This window comes from Salinibaculum sp. SYNS191 (genome assembly GCF_037338445.1).
GTDB classification, from domain to species: Archaea; Halobacteriota; Halobacteria; order Halobacteriales; family Haloarculaceae; genus Salinibaculum; species Salinibaculum marinum.
Window position 1 is genome coordinate 123306 of the sequence record NZ_CP147838.1, and the last position, 15494, is coordinate 138799.

Genomic DNA, 15494 nt, shown 5'->3' on the forward strand with positions numbered 1-15494 from the left:
TGGCATCCACGACTTGTACGTCGGGTCCCAAAGCGGAGGTATGCACGTCTTCTGGCACCGCTGCGACCTCCGTATCCCCGACAATCGGGGGCTCGCCCTCGCTGCGCGGGAGGGGAGCGTCCTCCCGGTCTACGTCGTCGAGCGCGAGATGCTGAAGCAGATCGGCAAGCGCCAGCGCGCGTTCTTCATGGCGGGGGTTCGCGACCTGAAGCGGGGCTACCGTGACCTCGGCGGTGACCTCCTCGTCCGCGCCGGGGCGCCCGAGGAGGTACTCCCGAACGTCGTGGCGGAGTACGGCGCCGACGGAGTCTACTACAATCGCCTCTACCGACCGGCCCGACGGAACCGCGAGCGCCGTGTCGACGCGGCCGTCCCGACGGAGGCAGTGACGGACGCAGTACTGGTCGACCCCGGCAAATTGGCGCCCCAGTACGAGAACCACGGCCGCTTCTACGACGACTGGCAGGACCAGCCGAAAGCCGCCCCGTTCGAGATTCCCGACCGGGAGTCCCTCGTTGACGTCTCCGACGAGACGACTGCACCGCGCATCGAGGCCGACATCGAACTACCGTCGGCGGGCTACCGAGCGGCACGCGAGCGCTACGACCGCTTCCTGGACGTGGGCATCGAGACGTACAGCGACACCCGCGACGACATGCGGGCTGCTGTCGAACGTCCGGTCGGTGCAGTCTCGCGGCTCTCGCCGTACATCGCCGCGGGGATGCTTGGCATCCGCGAGGTCTGGGCCGACGCCACCGAGCGCCACGACGCCGTCTCGGGAAGCGCCCGGAAGAACGTCCAGAAGTTCCGCTACGAACTCTCCTGGCGCGAGGCGAACTACCTCCTCCTGTTCCACAATCCCGACCTCCTGACGACGAACTACAAGTCGTTCCCGAAGCCAATCGCCTGGGTGAACGACGCGGACCACTTCGCGGCCTGGAGGCGCGGCGAGACGGGCTATCCGCTCGTCGATGCGGGGATGCGGCAGTTGAACCAGGAGGGATACGTCCACAACCGCCCGCGCCAGAACGTCGCTTCGTTCCTGACGAAGCACCTGCTGGTCGACTGGCGCGAAGGGGCGCGGTACTTCGCGAAGCAACTGGTCGACCACGACCCTGCCAACAACTACGGGAACTGGCAGTGGATAGCCTCCACCGGGACCGACAGCGTGGCCGTCCGCATCTTCGACCCCGTCGCCCAGATGCGCAAGTACGACGCAGACGCGACCTACGTGCAGGAGTACGTCCCGGAGTTACGGGGCGTCGACCCCGACCGCATCGTCGACTGGCCGACGCTCTCAGACGCCGGCCGCGAGCGACTGGCACCGGAGTACTGCCATCCCATCGTCGACCGCAACGCGGCCTACGACCGTGCACAGGACGTCTTCGAAGAAGCGCTCGGCAAACGGTGACTACCGGCTGCTCGCTGGTAGCGGGAGCAGGCGGGCCAGTGTCGTTCGCAGGATTGGGCCGAAAGAAAGGACGGCAGACCGAATTTACAGTTCCGCGGCGACGTGGTGGGCGGCGATGCTGTCGGCGAGGTCGACGTCGAAGTATTCGGCGAGCAGTGCGAGCGTGATGGACTCGGCCACGTCGGTCGCGACGTCCTGGTCGAGTACGTCGGCGAAGACGGACTCGCCGGGAACGGGATTGTTCGCGACTGTGCTGCGGAGCGTGGCCGCGTCGGCGTCGGTGACCCCGGAAGCCAGCGCCTGCAACTGGAGGTACATCTCGATGCCGGCTGCCAGATAGCGGGCCGCCCGGTCCTCGTAGTCCGGGACGTCGACGATAGTCGAGAGGTACCTGGCGGCGCTGGTCTCGACGACGTCGACGGTGTCCTCGACCCACTCCCGGATGTCGTCGCGGCCGGCGTCCGAATCCAGTTGTTCCGCGGCCTGCGCTGCGAGGTCGGCCTCCTCCTCGGCCACGTCGTGGAAGACGTTGCCGACGATGACCGCGTCCGCGCCGGCGTCGAGAACGGACTGTGCGTTTTCGCGGTTGTCCAGCCCGCCGCCGTACCAGACGCGCGACCACGAGACGCCGTCGGTCACCTCCTCCAGAATGTCGACTGCCTCCTCGCCGCCGAAGGTGCCGGAGTACTCCAGATAGATGACCTCGCTCTCCAGGTGGGTCTCGGCGGCCATCGCGTGCTGTTTGGCCTCGCGGGGGGTCAGCAGGTCCTCGGCCGTGACGTTGGCCTCGCGGGCGGCCGCGCTGTCGACGTTCATGATGATGTAGGCCTCGAAGACGGCCTCGTGGAGCATCCACGAGGCGGCGAAATCGGAGAGACGGCCCTCGATAGTGCTGCCCAGCGGGAGCGGGAGTTTCTCGGCGATGAGCCCCGGCGCGACGTCCTCTTTCACGTGCTCGACGCCCTTGCCGAGCGTGCCGACCAGCGACTCGCTGTCCCCGTTGAGGACCTCCGGGACAGCCATGAACTCGGCGCGGTCGCGTATCTCCTCGGTGACGTGGGTGGCCTCGCTCGGTTCGTGGAAGGCGGGGACGTCCAGGCCGTCGAGGATGTCGAACGTCTCCGCGGTGTTCTGTTCGGTCACGTCCCGGGAGCCGCCGACGGAGACAGCGCTGGTGTGTGAGAGATAGAGCGGGTAGGCCAGCGGCAGTTGTTTCTCCTCCTCGGGGTCGACCTTCGTGATGTGGTCCCACCTCGCCGGCACGGGATTGGTATCCAGCGAGAGGAGCGTTCGACCGCCGATAGAGATGGCCGCTCCGAGCGAGTCGACCGTCTGAACGATGTCTGCGAGCCCCGGCATTACTGGCACACTCTCCGGGGAGATTTAAAAAGCGTATCCACTTATCGCGCGGTGTGTTATCGTGCGGCAATACCGTTCCTTCGCTGTCTGGCCGACGGTGTTAAACACTGTGCGCTGTCAGTGTCAGGGGATGCCCGCAGACAGCGACCGCCCGCTGGTCTGGCGGCCGATTCGCCCGCTCTCAGAGTCCGACGCCGTCCTCTGGACGGTGGTCATCCTCGCGTCCGTGTTCGACATCGTGACGACTATCGTCGGCCTCGGGCGCGGACTCGACGAGGGCAACCGGGTCGCGCGAGCCTTCATGGAGACCTACGGTACGCCCGGCATCGGCCTCCTGAAGTTCAGCGCCCTGGTGGTGGTCGTCCTGCTGTGGACTGTGCTGGACGACGAGCGGGCCAGCGCGGTGCTCGCCGGGTTCGCGATCGTCTCGCTACTCGTCGTCGGGGCCAACGCGCTCACGCTGGCCGCGCTGTAGTCAGCGCCAGGCCCACAGCCACCAGGCGCCACCGAGCAGCATCAGTCCGACGCCGAGCGTGGAGGTCGCAGGCTCCGGGAAGACGAACAGGACGAAGCCGACGAGGATGAGCGTGGTCGGTTCGAGTTCCTCGATGTGGTCACGGAGGGCCATAGATGAAACTACCCCTGGGAGTCTCAAGTCACTATCGCCGGCGGAGTTACCGCGGCAGAACCTCGGGCGACCCGGACCGGTAGATGTACTCGGCGGCGATGCCGGTCAGCGTCGAGTCCACGGCGGCCGCGTGCTCTTTCGCCAGGTCGAGGTACTGCTCGGAGATGCCCACGACGGCATCTGCGGCTGCACGGTCGGTCTCCGCGAGGAGGTACTCCGCCGTCACCGGGGTCAGTTGTCCCTCGCGCATGTCCGCGCGGTAGTCGTCCACGTCGTCGAGCCAGACCTGCGCACCGATGATAGACAGGACGATGGACTTCTTGAAGGCGTCCTCGATGGCGAGTCCGGCCTCGCGGTACATCTCTATCATCCCGTCGTAGATGACGCCGACACGGTCGTACTGGGTCTTCAGGTAGGGGAGGTCGAGTTCGCCCGCGTCGAAGACGGCCGGCGGGTCCGCGAAGTCCGCGAACTTGTACTCCTCGCGGATGTCGGCGCGCGCCGGGTCATCGCCGCGCTCCTCGGCCCGCTCCATCAGGGCCCGGAAGTGTTCGTCCTCGTCCTGGTGGGCCTCGGAGATGTCGACGGCCCAGTCGTAGGCCTCGCGGACCGCGTCGGGGTACTCCGCGAAGCGGTCCTCGACGCGCTTCTGGAGGGTTTCCTGGGCGACTTCCGCCACTCGGCGGATGTCCCCGTTGTCCACGGCGAAGTCCACCTCGAAATCCTCGAACTCGTCGTCGTTGATGGCGTCGCGCATGTCGCCGTCGACGAGGGCCTCGATGACGAGACGGGTGACCGCTTCTGCGTGCCGGTCGTCCCCGCCGTGGCGGTAGAGGTAGCCCAGCGTCAGTTCGGCCGGGAGAACGAGTTTCGTGTCGTAGGAGAAGTTGACGAACTCGCGGTCGAACTCCGCGGCGATGGCGGACTCGACGGCGGCGAAAGCCTCGTCGACCAGGGCGGCGCTCGTGTCTTCCACGCGGCGCTGCAGGCGGAGGCTGCGGTAGTCGAAGACGCCGGTGTCGGCGTAGTAACCGAGCACGGCCCGGAGCGACGTGGGGAGGGCCTCCCGCGTGGCGAGACTGGCTGCACCTGTCCTGAGCATTGTCTACGGAGTTATCCCGAGCGTGGTAGTGGCGGGGGCTTTAGACTGCCGGTTGGCGGCGGCTGGCGGCGACGGGGCCACTCGATTCAGCAAGGTTGATTACGCACAGACTGTACCTGCACGTATGACCGACCGCTTTGACGTGGTAATCGCCGGGGCAGGCCCCGCGGGGGCACAGTGCGCCCGCGACCTGGCCGGGCGAGACTACGACGTGCTCGTACTGGAGACCGAGCCCGAAGCCGACTTCCCACGTCAGAGTAACAAATCGACCGGCGGGACCTTCCCGTCGATGATGGCCTCCTTCGGCGTCCCCGACGACGTGGTGATGCACTTCACCGACGAAGTGGTCCTGGAGTCGCCGAACAACCACTTCGACCGCGCACAGCCCGGTGCAGTGCTGGAGTTCGCCGACTTCAAGCGATTCCTGGTCGCGGACAGCCGCGAGCGCGGCGCGCAGTACCGCTTCGACACCCGCGCGACCGCACCCATCGTCGAGGACGGCGAGGCAGTCGGCGTCCGCTACAACGGCGACGAGGAGGTCTACGCGGACATCGTCGTGGACGCGACGGGGCCGGCCGCGCCGCTGGCGAAAGAACTCGGTGTCAGCGACCTCGAACGCGAGCGCCAGGCCATCGGCGTCGAGTACGAGTTCGAGGGCGTCGACCTCGACGCCGACGGCTACGCGGACCTGACCGACACGATGATGCTTCGGCTCGACCACGACCTCGCGCCCGGCGGCTACTCCTGGATTTTCCACACTGGCGGGGACACGGCGAAGGTGGGCCTTTGCTACATCCAGAACGAGTCCCACCGCGAGCACGCCAGAGACGGGATGGGTATCGACGACTACCTGGACTACTGGCTTGAGACGGACCCGCGCTTCGAGAGCGCGACGCAACTGGAAGGCAAACAGCACCGCGGCTCCGCGCACATCCAGCCCCCGGGGCAGTTGAGCACGGACGGGTTCATGGCCATCGGCGACACGGTGCCGACCATCGACCCGCTGTGGGGCGAAGGTATCCACAAGGGCATGAAGTCCGCCCGCGCCGCGGCCGTGACGGCGGACCGGGCGCTGACACAGAGCCCCGACACGTCGGCCGAGCAGATGCAGATTTACGACGAACTCTGGCACAGCGAGGTGGCCCCCAAGATGCGCGAGCGCCTGACGATGACGGAACTGCTCTACCTCGCCCCGAACGAGCGCTACGACCAGTTGATGGCGGACCTGCGGAGCCTGGACTTCGACACGCTCTCGGACATCAACGGCGGCGACGTGCTCTCCTGGCGCAAACTCATCCACCTCTCGGACGTGCCGCTGATCGCGAAGTACGCCCGCCAGAAACTCGGCATCTGACCGGGGCCCGTTTTCGCAGGTCACAACACACTTTGGCGTCCCGGTCGAAGTCCGCCCGTATGTCTCAGAACCTCTCTCCCGACAGCGTCCCGCACGCAGATGAAATGCCGATGCTCGGGCTCGGAACGTGGCAAAACGAGGACCACGACCAGTGCGCCGAGTCGGTCCGGACCGCGCTGGAGATGGGCTACCGGCACGTCGACACCGCCCAGGCCTACAAGAACGAGGAGGCAGTCGGCGACGGCATCGCGGCGGCCGAGGTGGACCGCGAGGACGTCTTCCTGGCGACGAAGGTCTGGATAAGCCGACTCTCCTACGACGACGTGCTCGAATCGACGGCGCGCAGCCTGGAGGAACTCGGGACCGACTACCTCGACCTGCTGTACGTCCACTGGCCCTCCCGGACGTACGACGCCGAGGAGACGCTGCGGGCGTTCGACGAACTCTACGACGACGGCACGATTCGCAACGTCGGCGTTTCGAACTTCGAGCCGGACCACATAGACGAGGCACGGGAACTGCTGGACGCACCCGTCTTCGCCAACCAGGTCGAGATGCACCCGTTCCTCCCCCAGGAGGAACTCCGCGCCTACGGCGAGGCCCACGACGTGAATCTGGTCGCGTACTCGCCGCTGGCCCGCGGCGAGGTGTTCGGCAACCCGACGCTGGGGGAGATTGCGGACGCGCACGGCGTCAGCGAGGCGCAGGTCAGCCTGGCGTGGCTCCGCGAGAAGGGCGTCACCGCCATCCCGAAGGCGACCGGCGCGGATCACATCAGCGACAACTGGGAGAGCCTGGCGCTGGAGCTGAGCGACGACGAGGTGGCACAGATAGACGAAATCGAACGGTCCGACCGGCAGATCAACCCGGACTTCGCGCCGCCGTCCTGGGCGTGAGGACGGACACCCCGGAGACGAAAGCATAAACCGGAATGGCCGTGAACGGGGGGATATGTCTGCCGGGACCGAACAGGGGGTCGTCGAGGCCGTGCAGTTCGACCTCAAGCGAATGCACGAGACCTGGATGGAGTTCATATATCCGCGCCAGCGCAGCGCCGAGGGGACCGTCCTCGGCAAGTGGGAACCCGACGGCGGCGCGAGCCTCGTCTTCTATCGGGCCTGGTCGACGCTCGGGACGCCCATCGTCGCGCTCATTTACCCCTTCGTCCTCTTTGGCTACTTCGTCCGCTTCCAGACCCGCCGGCTGAACACGACCGCCGTCAGCATCGGCTTCGCCGGCGTCGTCGGCCTGTTCGTCGTCCTCTGGGGGGCGCTCGCACTGCTCGCGAAGTTCCAGTTCTCGGGCGCGTTCGACGCCGGCGGCGTCACCGCCATCGCGGCGGCCAGCGTCGTCGGTATCCTCTCGGCGGCGCTGTCCTTCGGTGCCTGGCGGCTGGGCGGCCGCGTGACGACGGTCCTGTTCGCCTACCCGTTCGCGATGACGGCCATCTTCCTCCCGCCGGTCGTGGCGGGGCTGTACTCCGAGGCCGTCGGCTCGGTCATCCTCTCGGGGAGCGACTCGCTCCAGGACTGGCTGCTCGCGAACGGTCCCGCCGCCATCGACGACGTGAAGACGTACCTGATTCGGAACTTCGACCTCGAAGGGTTCTCCTACGTCCTGATGTGGTTCGGCATCTCCGTCCCGCTGGGGTGGCTGCTCGGTCTCGTCGTCACGCTCGCGGACTTCGTGCGCCCGACGCCGGAGTAGACCGCGACGCGGACGATGGCCGCTTTCTGAACGTTTTTGCGCGTTCAGCCCCCAGAGAGGGTATGAAGTTCGACTTCCTCCGGGCGGGAGGTATCCTCCTGCTCGTCGTCGTTCTCGGCATCGGTGGGCTCATCGGCAGTGGCATGATGCAAGCGTCGACCGTCCTGATGATGGTCGCGCCGTCGATGCTGGTCTTCGCGGCCATCGCGTTCGCGCTCGGCGTCAAACACGGCGAATACCGCGCCGGCCACTAGGGGACGGTCGCCGGGTCGACCGCGCGGTCGCCCCACGTCGACGCGTCTCCGACGACGTACACCACGTCCTCCGGCGCGGTCGCGCCAGTTCTGAGCAGAATCGTCGCACCCACAGCGAGCGGTGCGACGACGCCGGCCGCGACCGCCCCGGGCGTCGTCAGCGGCGCGTCGATAGCCACGCGGTCCGCTGCTGTCAGTCCCTGTTGGTCGACGACCGCCTGCGCCGCGGCCAGCATCTCGCCGTGGGTGTACTCACGTCCGTCGACGCGCAGCAGTGGGTCTTCGGCTGCGAGTTCGCCCGGGGGTGCGATGGGGTTCTCGCTCCAGAGTTCCCGTTCGAAGTGTGCGACCCCCGATACCTCCGGCGGGCCGCCGTAGGCGAGGCGGGAACAGCCCGGTTCGACCTCGTAGCGGTCCAGCCAGGCGTCCGGCAGGACAATAGCTCGGCCCCCGACTGGCTGCTCTGGCGTCAGGTCCACGACGGCACCGAGGCAGGCCCCGCCCAGCAGCGCAACGAGCGGGTCGGCGGCGGAGCCGAGCCATCCCGGTTCGTCGTCCGGACCCGGTTCCTTCGGGCCGACGACGACCGACAGAGTCGCGCCCGGCCGGACTCCGTAGTGACGCAGCAGGTTGCCAGCCTTCCAGGCGTTCGTCGAGAACTCGGCGTACGTGTAGTCAGCGGTGCGGTCGGGGGCGTCCACGACGGGTCCCTCCCGGTCGCGGCCCGCCGCGACGACATCGGCCAGCGTGTCCATACCGGGGGCTCGGCCCGAATCACGAAAAGCGCGTCGTCCGCCGTGTCGTGGTTGCGCAGTCAGCAACTCCGCTCCCGCTTTTATATTGTCCCTGGGCGAACTCCCGGTCGATGCCCTCCACCGAACCCAGTTCGACACTCCGCCAGCGAGTGACGAGCACGCGAAACGTCACGATAGCCACGGCCATTGCCGTCGCACTGCCGGCCGCGTACGCCTTCCACAGCCAGTTAGCCGGCGACCAGTCGGTCTTCCTGTTGCTCTTGGCCGTCGCAGTCGGCGTCCCCAGTGCCTTCGACGGGTACGGCCCGGATTTCGAGAGCCGGTGGAACTGCGTCTTCGCGACGCTCTGGGTCTCCTCGGCCGTCGTCGTGGCCTACGTCGGCTCCTTCGTGGCCGGCGTCGACGTCCTCAACGTCTCCCCGTTTCTCGCGAGCATCCTGGCCTTTCTCGTCGGGTTTCTCGGCCCAATGGCGGCCCTCTCGGCCGTCTCCTGAGTGCCGGAAGGCACAACGCTCTTGAGGACAGCGGACGCTGCCGTCGACATGGTCTCCGCTCATCAAGAGCGCGTGGCAGAGTTCGTCGCCACGCACGACCTGGACGCACCGCCGGCCTACCGCCTCCTCGACGCGGCCTCGGAACTCGGTGAACTCGCCAAGGAAGTCAACGAGTCGACGGACTACGGCTCGAACCCGGAGGCGGTCGACATCGCAGCGGACGAACTGGGCGACACGCTCTTTGCACTGCTCGCGCTGGCCGATGCGACGGACACCGATGCGGAGGGGGCACTGGAGACGGCAATCGAGAAGTACGAGGACCGCCTCGCCGAGCGCGACACCGCTGCGAGCGGTGAGTGAGGGGCGCGTGGCCCGCTACAGCGAGTCGCGAATCTTGTCGAAGAAGCCCTGTTCGACCTCGATTTCCTCACCGCCGGCCTCGGCGAACTGTTCCAGCGCCTCCTTCTGGTCGGCGTTCAGCGACTCCGGCGTGACGACCTGGACCTGGACGTAGAGGTTGCCCTGCCCCCGGCGCTGGAGTCGCGGCATCCCCTTCTTTCGCAGGCGGAACTGCTCGCCGCTCTGGGTGCCGTCTGGAATCTCCAGTTCGACCGTGCCGTCGAGCGTGTCTATCTGGATGGTGTCGCCGAAGACGGCCTGGGGGAAGGAGATGGGTGCGTTCGTGTAGAGGTCGTCGCCCTCCCGCTCGAAGTCGGGGTGGTCCGCGACCGAAATCTCCACCAGCAGGTCGCCGTTGCGCGCGCCGCGCTCGCCGGGCGCGCCCTCGCCGTCCATCCGCAGCGTCTGGCCGTCGCGGATACCCGCCGGAACCTCGACGGTCAGCGTCGCGTCTGCGCGGACGACGCCGTTTCCGCCGCAGGTCGAACAGGTCTCCTCGTAAATGGTTCCCTCGCCCTCACAGCGCCGGCAGGTCTGCCGGGACTGCATCCGGCCGAAGGGCGTCTGCTGGACCGTCGTGGTCTGTCCCTGCCCGTTGCACTCTGGGCAGGTCTGTGAGTCGGTCCCCGGCGGGTGGCCGCGGCCGTCGCAGTCGCTGCACTGTTCTGGGCGGCGCACGTCCATCTGCTTCTCGACGCCGTGGTAGGCCTCTTCGAGGTCGATTTCGAGGCTCGTCTTGAGGTCCTGGCCCTGCCGCGGGCGGTTGCGCCCCCCGCCGCCACCGCCGCCGAAGAACTGGTCGAAGATGTCCTGCATGTCGCCGAAGGGGCCACCGCCGCCCATGCCGCCCATGCCACCCATGCCGCCGGCACCGCCGCGGCCGCTGTCGGTGGCACCGCGCTTCTCGGCCTCGACGAACTGCTCGTGGCCCATCTGGTCGTACATCCGGCGCTTCTCGTCGTCGGTCAGGACCTCCTTGGCCGTCTTGGCCTTCTTGAACTTCTCCTCGGCGTCCGGGTCGTCGCTGACGTCCGGATGGTACTCCCGGACGGCCTCCCGGTACGCCTGCTGTATCTCCTCGTCGGAGGCGTCCCGCGAGACACCGAGTATGTCGTAGAAGTCCTCAGTCATCAGTTGTCCCGTTGTAATCGATAGGACTACTTGAAAAGTCCGTCTTGGGAAGCCACGATTTCACTTCCGATATCCAACAGGAATCGTCTCCAGCGAACCTTTTCCTGACCCAGGCCCCAAGACGGTGTCATGGCATCCGCTGACACAGTCCCCGTCGCCGACCTCGCCGACCTCCGCGAGGTGGGGCGACTCGTCGTCTCGCCCGCCGACCACAGCATCGCCCTCTTTCACCACGAAGGGGAGGTGTACGCCGTCGACAACCGCTGCCCCCACATGGGCTTCCCGCTCTCCGACGGCACCGTCGAGGACGGCATCCTCACCTGCCACTGGCACCACGCGCGCTTCGAGTTGGCCTGTGGCGACACGTTCGACATCTTCGCGGACGACGTTCAGACCTACCCGACAGAGGTCGAGGACGGCACGGTCTACGTCGACCCAGACCCGCCGCGGGACGTCGCCCCGGAGACCCACTGGCGCAACCGCCTCGTCGACGGCATGGCCGAGAACCTCTCGCTGGTCACCGCGAAGGCCGTCATCAACCTCGACGACCTCGGCGAAGGCTTCGCCACGCCGCTCTCGACCGCACTCGACTTCGGCACGACCTACCGAGCGTCGGGATGGGGCCGGGGGCTGACCACGCTCGGGACGATGGCGAACCTCTACGACCACCTCGCACACGACGAGAAGCGCCGGGCGATGTACGTCGGCGTGAGCGAAGTGGCCGACAACTGCGCCGGTGAACCGCCCCGCTTCGACCAGTACGCACTGGCGAACGAGGAAGTCACGAAAGAGCGCCTGAAGTCCTGGTTCCGCGAGAACTGCGACGTCCGCGACAGCGACGGCGCAGAGCGCACGCTCCGGACTGCCGTCGCCGCCCTCCCGCCCGAGGACGTCGTGGAGATTCTGCTCGCCGCGGCGACGGACCACCTCTACCTCAACGCCAGCCACACGCTGGACTTCGTGAACAAGGCCTGCGAGACGCTGGACCACGTCGGCTGGGAGAAGGTCCCGGACGTCCTCGCGTCGACAGTCGAGCAGTTCACCGACGCCGCCCGCGCGGAGGAGCGCTCGGAGTGGCGCCAACCCGTCGACGTCGCCGCGCTCGTCTTCGACGCCCACGACTCGCTGAACGACCTCGTCGCGGCCGGCGAGGGCGAGACCTGGGCGCGACCCGACGGCTTCGTGGACACGCTGCTCGGTGACGACCCCGAGACAATCATGGACGCCGTCGAGGGGGGCATCCGCGACGGCGCGAGCGCCGAACAACTCACCGACGCCGTCGCCCGCGCAGCCACGCGGCGCGTCGCCCACTTCGGCACCAGCAACGAGTTCCGCGACTGGAACACCGTCCACCACACCTTCACGTACGCCAACGCCGGCCACGAACTCGCCCGCCGGACCGACGCAATCGAGGCGTACAGGCCCGCACTCGACGGGGCGATGAGCGTCTACCTCGACCGCTTCCTGAACCAGCCCGCTGCGCCGATTCCGGACCCCGACGGGTCCGACCGCAGCCCCGAACGCATCCGGACCGAGTTGCTGGACAGCTTCGACGAACAGGGCCGCGTCGACGAGGCGGGCGCGCTCGTTGCCGAGCACTTCGCCGCCGGTGGCGACTCGCCCGACCTGATTCAGACGCTCGGGAAAGTGCTCCTCCGGGAGGACCCCCAGTTCCACACGCTCCAGAACGTCGAGGCGGCGGTCCGGCGGTTCGAACGTGCCGACAGCGAGGCGGCGCGGCGGCTCCCCCTGATTGCCACCGCGCGGTACATGGCGGCGCACTTCCCGACCCGTCGGGCCAGCGAGCAGACGTTCAGCATCGCCAGTCGCCTCCACCGCGGCGAGGCGATTCACGAGGATGACTGAGTCCCGCCGCCGCGGTGACTGTCATGTGTCACCAGTCGGGTTTTATTGACGATAGTGATGAACGTTAGCACATGGCGAATCAACAACAGCAGAACGGACTCAGAGAGCAGATGGAATCGGGTGAGGTCGCCCTGGGCGTCCTCGATTCGACGTACAGTCCGACGCTCGTCGAGGTCTGTGGCGAGATGGGACTGGATTTCGTCTGGCTCGACTTCGAACACGGCGGCCCCGACCCGTGGGACGCGCCGACGATCGAGGACCTGCTCCGTGCCGCCGAGCGCACCGGGACCGAGCTGCTGGTCCGCCTGCCCGACACGGACCCGACGCTGGTTCGGAAGGCGCTGGACGTCGGCGTCCGGACGCTGTTCCTGCCCCGCGTCGAAACAGCCGAGGAGGTCGAGGAAGCCGTCAGGTCCGCCCGGTTCACCTACGACGGGGACCCTGGCGACCGTGGCCTCGCTGCGCCGCGGGCCCGCCGCTGGGGGCTGCGCGAAGACTACGTCGAGCGGGAGGACCGGGAGACGATGGTCGGGACCACCGTCGAGACCCGGGAAGCCGTCGAGAACATCGAGGAAATCCTGGCGGTACCCGACCTCGGGTTCGTCTTCATCGGACCGCTGGACCTGTCCGTCTCCCTGGGCCACCCCGGCGAACTGGACCACCCCGACGTAGAGGAGGCCGTCGAGACGGTCCGCTCCGCGGCCGTCGACGCCGGCGTCCCTGTCGGTGGTCTCGGATTCGGGATGGACGACGTCAACCAGAAGGTCGAGGACGGGTACCAGATGCTCCACCTCGGGAGCACCACCGGCGCGCTGCAGACGGCCGTGAACGACTGGCTGGACGACTACGAACACGAGCGGGACTGACGCACGCTCGGCGCTAGGTGGCTATCGGCCGTGAAAATACGAGAGAGAAAGTCGTCGGCGGAGAAGTCCAGGTGGCTTATTCGTCGTCGTCTTCGTCCACGTCCTCGAAGTCGGCGTCGACGTACTCCTCGTCGGCACCGCCTGCACCGGCACCCGCTGCGCCGGCACCCGGACCTGCGCCCGCGCCGGGACCAGCGCCGGCGGCACCAGCGCCCGCTGCGCCGGCACCGGCAGCCCCTTCGGCGGCCTGCTGCTGATAGACCTGCTTGCCGATCTCCTGGAGTTCCTCGGCGAGGTACTCTGTGGCGGCCTCTATCTCCTCGCGGTCGGCGTCCTCGTCTTCCAGCACTTCCTCGACCTCGGAGATGGCGTCCTCGATCTGCTCGCGGAGGTCGTCGTCGACCTGCTCCTCGTTCTCGTCGAGCAGCGTGTTCGCGCGCTGGACCGTGGACTCGGCCTCGTTGCGGGCCTCGATGCGCTTGCGGCGCTTCTCGTCTTCCTCGGCGTGTTCCTCGGCCTCCTCTTTCATCTGGTCTATCTGCTCGTCGGAGAGGCCGGCACCGCCCTCGATGGTGATGTTCTCCTTGTTGCCCGAGCCCTTGTCCTCGGCAGAGACGTTCACGATGCCGTTCTCGTCGAGTTCGAACGTGACCTCGATCTGCGGGACGCCGGCGGGTGACGGCGGAATGCCCGTCAGGGCGAACTCGCCGAGGAGTTCGTTCTGCTCGGCCAGTTCGCGCTCGCCCTGGAAGACGCGAATCTGGACCTGCGTCTGGTTGTCCTGGGCGGTCGTGAATATCTTCGACTCCTCGGTCGGGATGGTCGTGTTCTTCTCGATGAGGCGCTCGAACAGGCCGCCCTTGACCTCGACGCCGAGCGACAGCGGCGTCACGTCGACGAGCACGATGTCGTCGACGTCACCCGAGAGGACACCGCCCTGGATGGCCGCACCCAGCGCGACTGCTTCGTCCGGGTTGACGTTCTTCTTGGGCTCCTGGCCGGTCAGTTCGTCGACCTTCTCCTGGACCATCGGCATGCGCGTCGACCCGCCGACGAGGATGACCTCGTCGATGTCCGACTTCGAGTAGCCGGCGTCTTCCAGTGCCTGCTCGGTCGGGCCGACGGTCCGCTCGACGAGGTCGCTGGTCAGCGACTCGAACTTCGCGCGGGTGATGGAGGCTTCGAGGTCCTTCGGGCCGTCCTCGTCGGAGGCGATGAACGGGAGCGTGACGTTGGACTCCTTGCGGTTCGAGAGCTCGATTTTCGCCTCCTCGGCGGCCTCTGTCAGGCGCTGGAGGGCCTGGCGGTCCTCGCGGAGGTCGATGCCGTACTCGTCCTCGAAGTCGTCGGCCAGGTAGTCGATGATGGCGTGGTCCCAGTCGTCGCCGCCCAGTTCGTTGTCACCGTTGGTCGCGACCACCTCGTAGACGCCGCCGCCGAGTTCGAGGATGGAGACGTCGAAGGTGCCCCCGCCCAGGTCGTAGACGAGGACGGTCTGGTCGGACTCGTCGTCGAGGCCGTATGCCATCGCCGCGGCCGTCGGCTCGTTGATGATGCGCTCGACCTCGAAGCCGGCGATTTCACCGGCGTCCTTGGTCGCCTGGCGCTGCCGGTCTGAAAAGTACGCCGGCACCGTGATGACCGCCTTCTCGACGTCGTCACCGAGGTAGTCCTCGGCGTCGCGTTTTATCTTCTGGAGAATCATCGCCGAGACCTGCTCGGGCGTGTACTCCTCGCCGTCGAGTGCGACCGTGTAGTCGTCCTCGCCCATGTGGCGCTTGATGGACTCGACGGTGTTCTCGGGGTTCTGGACGGCCTGGTTCTTCGCGGGCTTGCCGACCAGTTGCTCGCCGTCGCTGAAGGCGACCGCCGAAGGTGTCGTCCGGTCACCCTCTCCGTTGACGATGATTTCCGGGTCGCCACCCTCCATGACCGCGAACGCGCTGTTCGTGGTCCCGAGGTCGATTCCAAGAATCTTGTTACTCGCCATTCTTGTCCGTCTATACCCGTCTGCGCCGGTTAAAAGTTGCTAGATGAACTGAGTGTCCGTCGACGGTGTCCCGGCCACTGCCGGTGGTTTTCCGGGCCTGCGAGGGCTCTGACCACATCATATAAGTTGACCGCAAATCGACCGCTTCTCGGCCGGCCACAGAGCGCTCGGCTGGCGG

General features: G+C 67.2%; 16 protein-coding genes. 10 read left to right on the plus strand and 6 right to left on the minus strand.

Going from position 1 to position 15494, the window contains the following annotated elements; genetic code table 11:
- Nucleotides 1–40: 40 nt before the first annotated feature.
- Nucleotides 41–1411 (plus strand): cryptochrome/photolyase family protein, encoded by a 1371-nt coding sequence (locus WDJ57_RS00635; RefSeq protein ID WP_338902958.1) that lies wholly within the window; start codon nt 41–43, stop codon nt 1409–1411.
- Between the two features lie 84 nt (nt 1412–1495).
- On the opposite strand, the gene WDJ57_RS00640 is transcribed toward WDJ57_RS00635, so the two are convergent.
- Nucleotides 1496–2770: a heptaprenylglyceryl phosphate synthase gene (locus tag WDJ57_RS00640; RefSeq protein WP_338902960.1), complete on the minus strand. Its 1275-nt coding sequence runs from the start codon at nt 2768–2770 to the stop codon at nt 1496–1498.
- 130 nt (nt 2771–2900) lie between these two features.
- Here WDJ57_RS00640 and WDJ57_RS00645 point away from each other — a divergent pair, with 130 nt between their 5' ends.
- The gene (locus tag WDJ57_RS00645) at nt 2901–3245 is read left to right on the plus strand and encodes a DUF5658 family protein (protein ID WP_338902961.1); all 345 of its coding nucleotides are present in this window, start codon (nt 2901–2903) and stop codon (nt 3243–3245) included.
- On the opposite strand, the gene WDJ57_RS00650 is transcribed toward WDJ57_RS00645, so the two are convergent.
- Nucleotides 3246–3398: a hypothetical protein gene (locus WDJ57_RS00650; RefSeq protein ID WP_338902962.1), complete on the minus strand. Its 153-nt coding sequence runs from the start codon at nt 3396–3398 to the stop codon at nt 3246–3248. It abuts the gene before it with no gap.
- Between the two features lie 46 nt (nt 3399–3444).
- Nucleotides 3445–4500: a hypothetical protein gene (locus WDJ57_RS00655; RefSeq protein WP_338902964.1), complete on the minus strand. Its 1056-nt coding sequence runs from the start codon at nt 4498–4500 to the stop codon at nt 3445–3447.
- A gap of 124 nt (nt 4501–4624) precedes the next feature.
- Between WDJ57_RS00655 and WDJ57_RS00660 the strand changes: the two genes are divergently transcribed.
- From WDJ57_RS00660 to WDJ57_RS00675, 4 genes are all read left to right on the plus strand, one after another.
- On the plus strand, nt 4625–5854 hold the full coding sequence (locus WDJ57_RS00660) for a digeranylgeranylglycerophospholipid reductase (protein WP_338902966.1): 1230 nt from the start codon (nt 4625–4627) through the stop codon (nt 5852–5854).
- A gap of 59 nt (nt 5855–5913) precedes the next feature.
- Entirely contained in the window at nt 5914–6750 is an 837-nt protein-coding gene (locus WDJ57_RS00665) for an aldo/keto reductase (RefSeq protein WP_380630231.1), read from the plus strand.
- Nucleotides 6751–6805: 55 nt separating this feature from the next.
- Nucleotides 6806–7561: a hypothetical protein gene (locus WDJ57_RS00670; RefSeq protein ID WP_338902967.1), complete on the plus strand. Its 756-nt coding sequence runs from the start codon at nt 6806–6808 to the stop codon at nt 7559–7561.
- A 62-nt stretch (nt 7562–7623) separates the two neighbouring features.
- Nucleotides 7624–7815: a DUF7333 family protein gene (locus WDJ57_RS00675; RefSeq protein WP_338902968.1), complete on the plus strand. Its 192-nt coding sequence runs from the start codon at nt 7624–7626 to the stop codon at nt 7813–7815.
- Here WDJ57_RS00675 and WDJ57_RS00680 read toward each other — a convergent pair.
- Nucleotides 7812–8570: a hypothetical protein gene (locus WDJ57_RS00680; RefSeq protein ID WP_338902969.1), complete on the minus strand. Its 759-nt coding sequence runs from the start codon at nt 8568–8570 to the stop codon at nt 7812–7814. The two genes, WDJ57_RS00675 and WDJ57_RS00680, sit on opposite strands and share 4 nt — an antisense overlap.
- A 110-nt stretch (nt 8571–8680) precedes the next feature.
- On the opposite strand from WDJ57_RS00680, the gene WDJ57_RS00685 reads away from it, so the two are divergent.
- Both WDJ57_RS00685 and WDJ57_RS00690 read left to right on the plus strand, forming a co-directional pair.
- A complete protein-coding gene (locus tag WDJ57_RS00685) occupies nt 8681–9064 on the plus strand; it encodes a hypothetical protein (protein ID WP_338902970.1) in 384 nt (127 codons plus the stop codon).
- Between the two features lie 48 nt (nt 9065–9112).
- Nucleotides 9113–9424 (plus strand): MazG nucleotide pyrophosphohydrolase domain-containing protein, encoded by a 312-nt coding sequence (locus tag WDJ57_RS00690; RefSeq protein ID WP_338902971.1) that lies wholly within the window; start codon nt 9113–9115, stop codon nt 9422–9424.
- A 15-nt stretch (nt 9425–9439) separates the two neighbouring features.
- Here the strand turns inward: WDJ57_RS00690 and dnaJ are convergent, their stop codons facing one another.
- Entirely contained in the window at nt 9440–10594 is a 1155-nt protein-coding gene (gene dnaJ / locus WDJ57_RS00695; RefSeq protein ID WP_338902972.1) for a molecular chaperone DnaJ, read from the minus strand.
- Between the two features lie 129 nt (nt 10595–10723).
- On the opposite strand from dnaJ, the gene WDJ57_RS00700 reads away from it, so the two are divergent.
- Nucleotides 10724–12460: a Rieske (2Fe-2S) protein gene (locus WDJ57_RS00700; RefSeq protein ID WP_338902973.1), complete on the plus strand. Its 1737-nt coding sequence runs from the start codon at nt 10724–10726 to the stop codon at nt 12458–12460.
- A gap of 71 nt (nt 12461–12531) precedes the next feature.
- Complete coding sequence (locus WDJ57_RS00705; protein ID WP_338902974.1) at nt 12532–13326, plus strand: HpcH/HpaI aldolase family protein; 795 nt, start codon at nt 12532–12534, stop codon at nt 13324–13326.
- A gap of 76 nt (nt 13327–13402) precedes the next feature.
- On the opposite strand, the gene dnaK is transcribed toward WDJ57_RS00705, so the two are convergent.
- Nucleotides 13403–15316, minus strand: a complete 1914-nt coding sequence (gene dnaK, locus WDJ57_RS00710) for a molecular chaperone DnaK (protein WP_338902975.1) — start codon at nt 15314–15316, stop codon at nt 13403–13405.
- Between the last annotated feature and the right edge of the window lie 178 nt (nt 15317–15494).

Bases quoted from the DNA above. Each gene is read 5' to 3' on its own strand.
- WDJ57_RS00660 (WP_338902966.1), top strand. From the start codon at position 4,625: ATGACCGACCGCTTTGACGTGGTAATCGCCGGGGCAGGCCCCGCGGGG.
- WDJ57_RS00685 (WP_338902970.1), top strand. From the start codon at position 8,681: ATGCCCTCCACCGAACCCAGTTCGACACTCCGCCAGCGAGTGACGAGC.
- dnaJ (WP_338902972.1), bottom strand. From the start codon at position 10,594: ATGACTGAGGACTTCTACGACATACTCGGTGTCTCGCGGGACGCCTCC.
- WDJ57_RS00640 (WP_338902960.1), bottom strand. From the start codon at position 2,770: ATGCCGGGGCTCGCAGACATCGTTCAGACGGTCGACTCGCTCGGAGCG.
- WDJ57_RS00645 (WP_338902961.1), top strand. From the start codon at position 2,901: ATGCCCGCAGACAGCGACCGCCCGCTGGTCTGGCGGCCGATTCGCCCG.
- WDJ57_RS00675 (WP_338902968.1), top strand. From the start codon at position 7,624: ATGAAGTTCGACTTCCTCCGGGCGGGAGGTATCCTCCTGCTCGTCGTC.
- WDJ57_RS00680 (WP_338902969.1), bottom strand. From the start codon at position 8,570: ATGGACACGCTGGCCGATGTCGTCGCGGCGGGCCGCGACCGGGAGGGA.
- WDJ57_RS00655 (WP_338902964.1), bottom strand. From the start codon at position 4,500: ATGCTCAGGACAGGTGCAGCCAGTCTCGCCACGCGGGAGGCCCTCCCC.
- WDJ57_RS00665 (WP_380630231.1), top strand. From the start codon at position 5,914: ATGTCTCAGAACCTCTCTCCCGACAGCGTCCCGCACGCAGATGAAATG.
- WDJ57_RS00705 (WP_338902974.1), top strand. From the start codon at position 12,532: ATGGCGAATCAACAACAGCAGAACGGACTCAGAGAGCAGATGGAATCG.
- dnaK (WP_338902975.1), bottom strand. From the start codon at position 15,316: ATGGCGAGTAACAAGATTCTTGGAATCGACCTCGGGACCACGAACAGC.
- WDJ57_RS00650 (WP_338902962.1), bottom strand. From the start codon at position 3,398: ATGGCCCTCCGTGACCACATCGAGGAACTCGAACCGACCACGCTCATC.
- WDJ57_RS00690 (WP_338902971.1), top strand. From the start codon at position 9,113: ATGGTCTCCGCTCATCAAGAGCGCGTGGCAGAGTTCGTCGCCACGCAC.
- WDJ57_RS00700 (WP_338902973.1), top strand. From the start codon at position 10,724: ATGGCATCCGCTGACACAGTCCCCGTCGCCGACCTCGCCGACCTCCGC.
- WDJ57_RS00635 (WP_338902958.1), top strand. From the start codon at position 41: ATGCACGTCTTCTGGCACCGCTGCGACCTCCGTATCCCCGACAATCGG.
- WDJ57_RS00670 (WP_338902967.1), top strand. From the start codon at position 6,806: ATGTCTGCCGGGACCGAACAGGGGGTCGTCGAGGCCGTGCAGTTCGAC.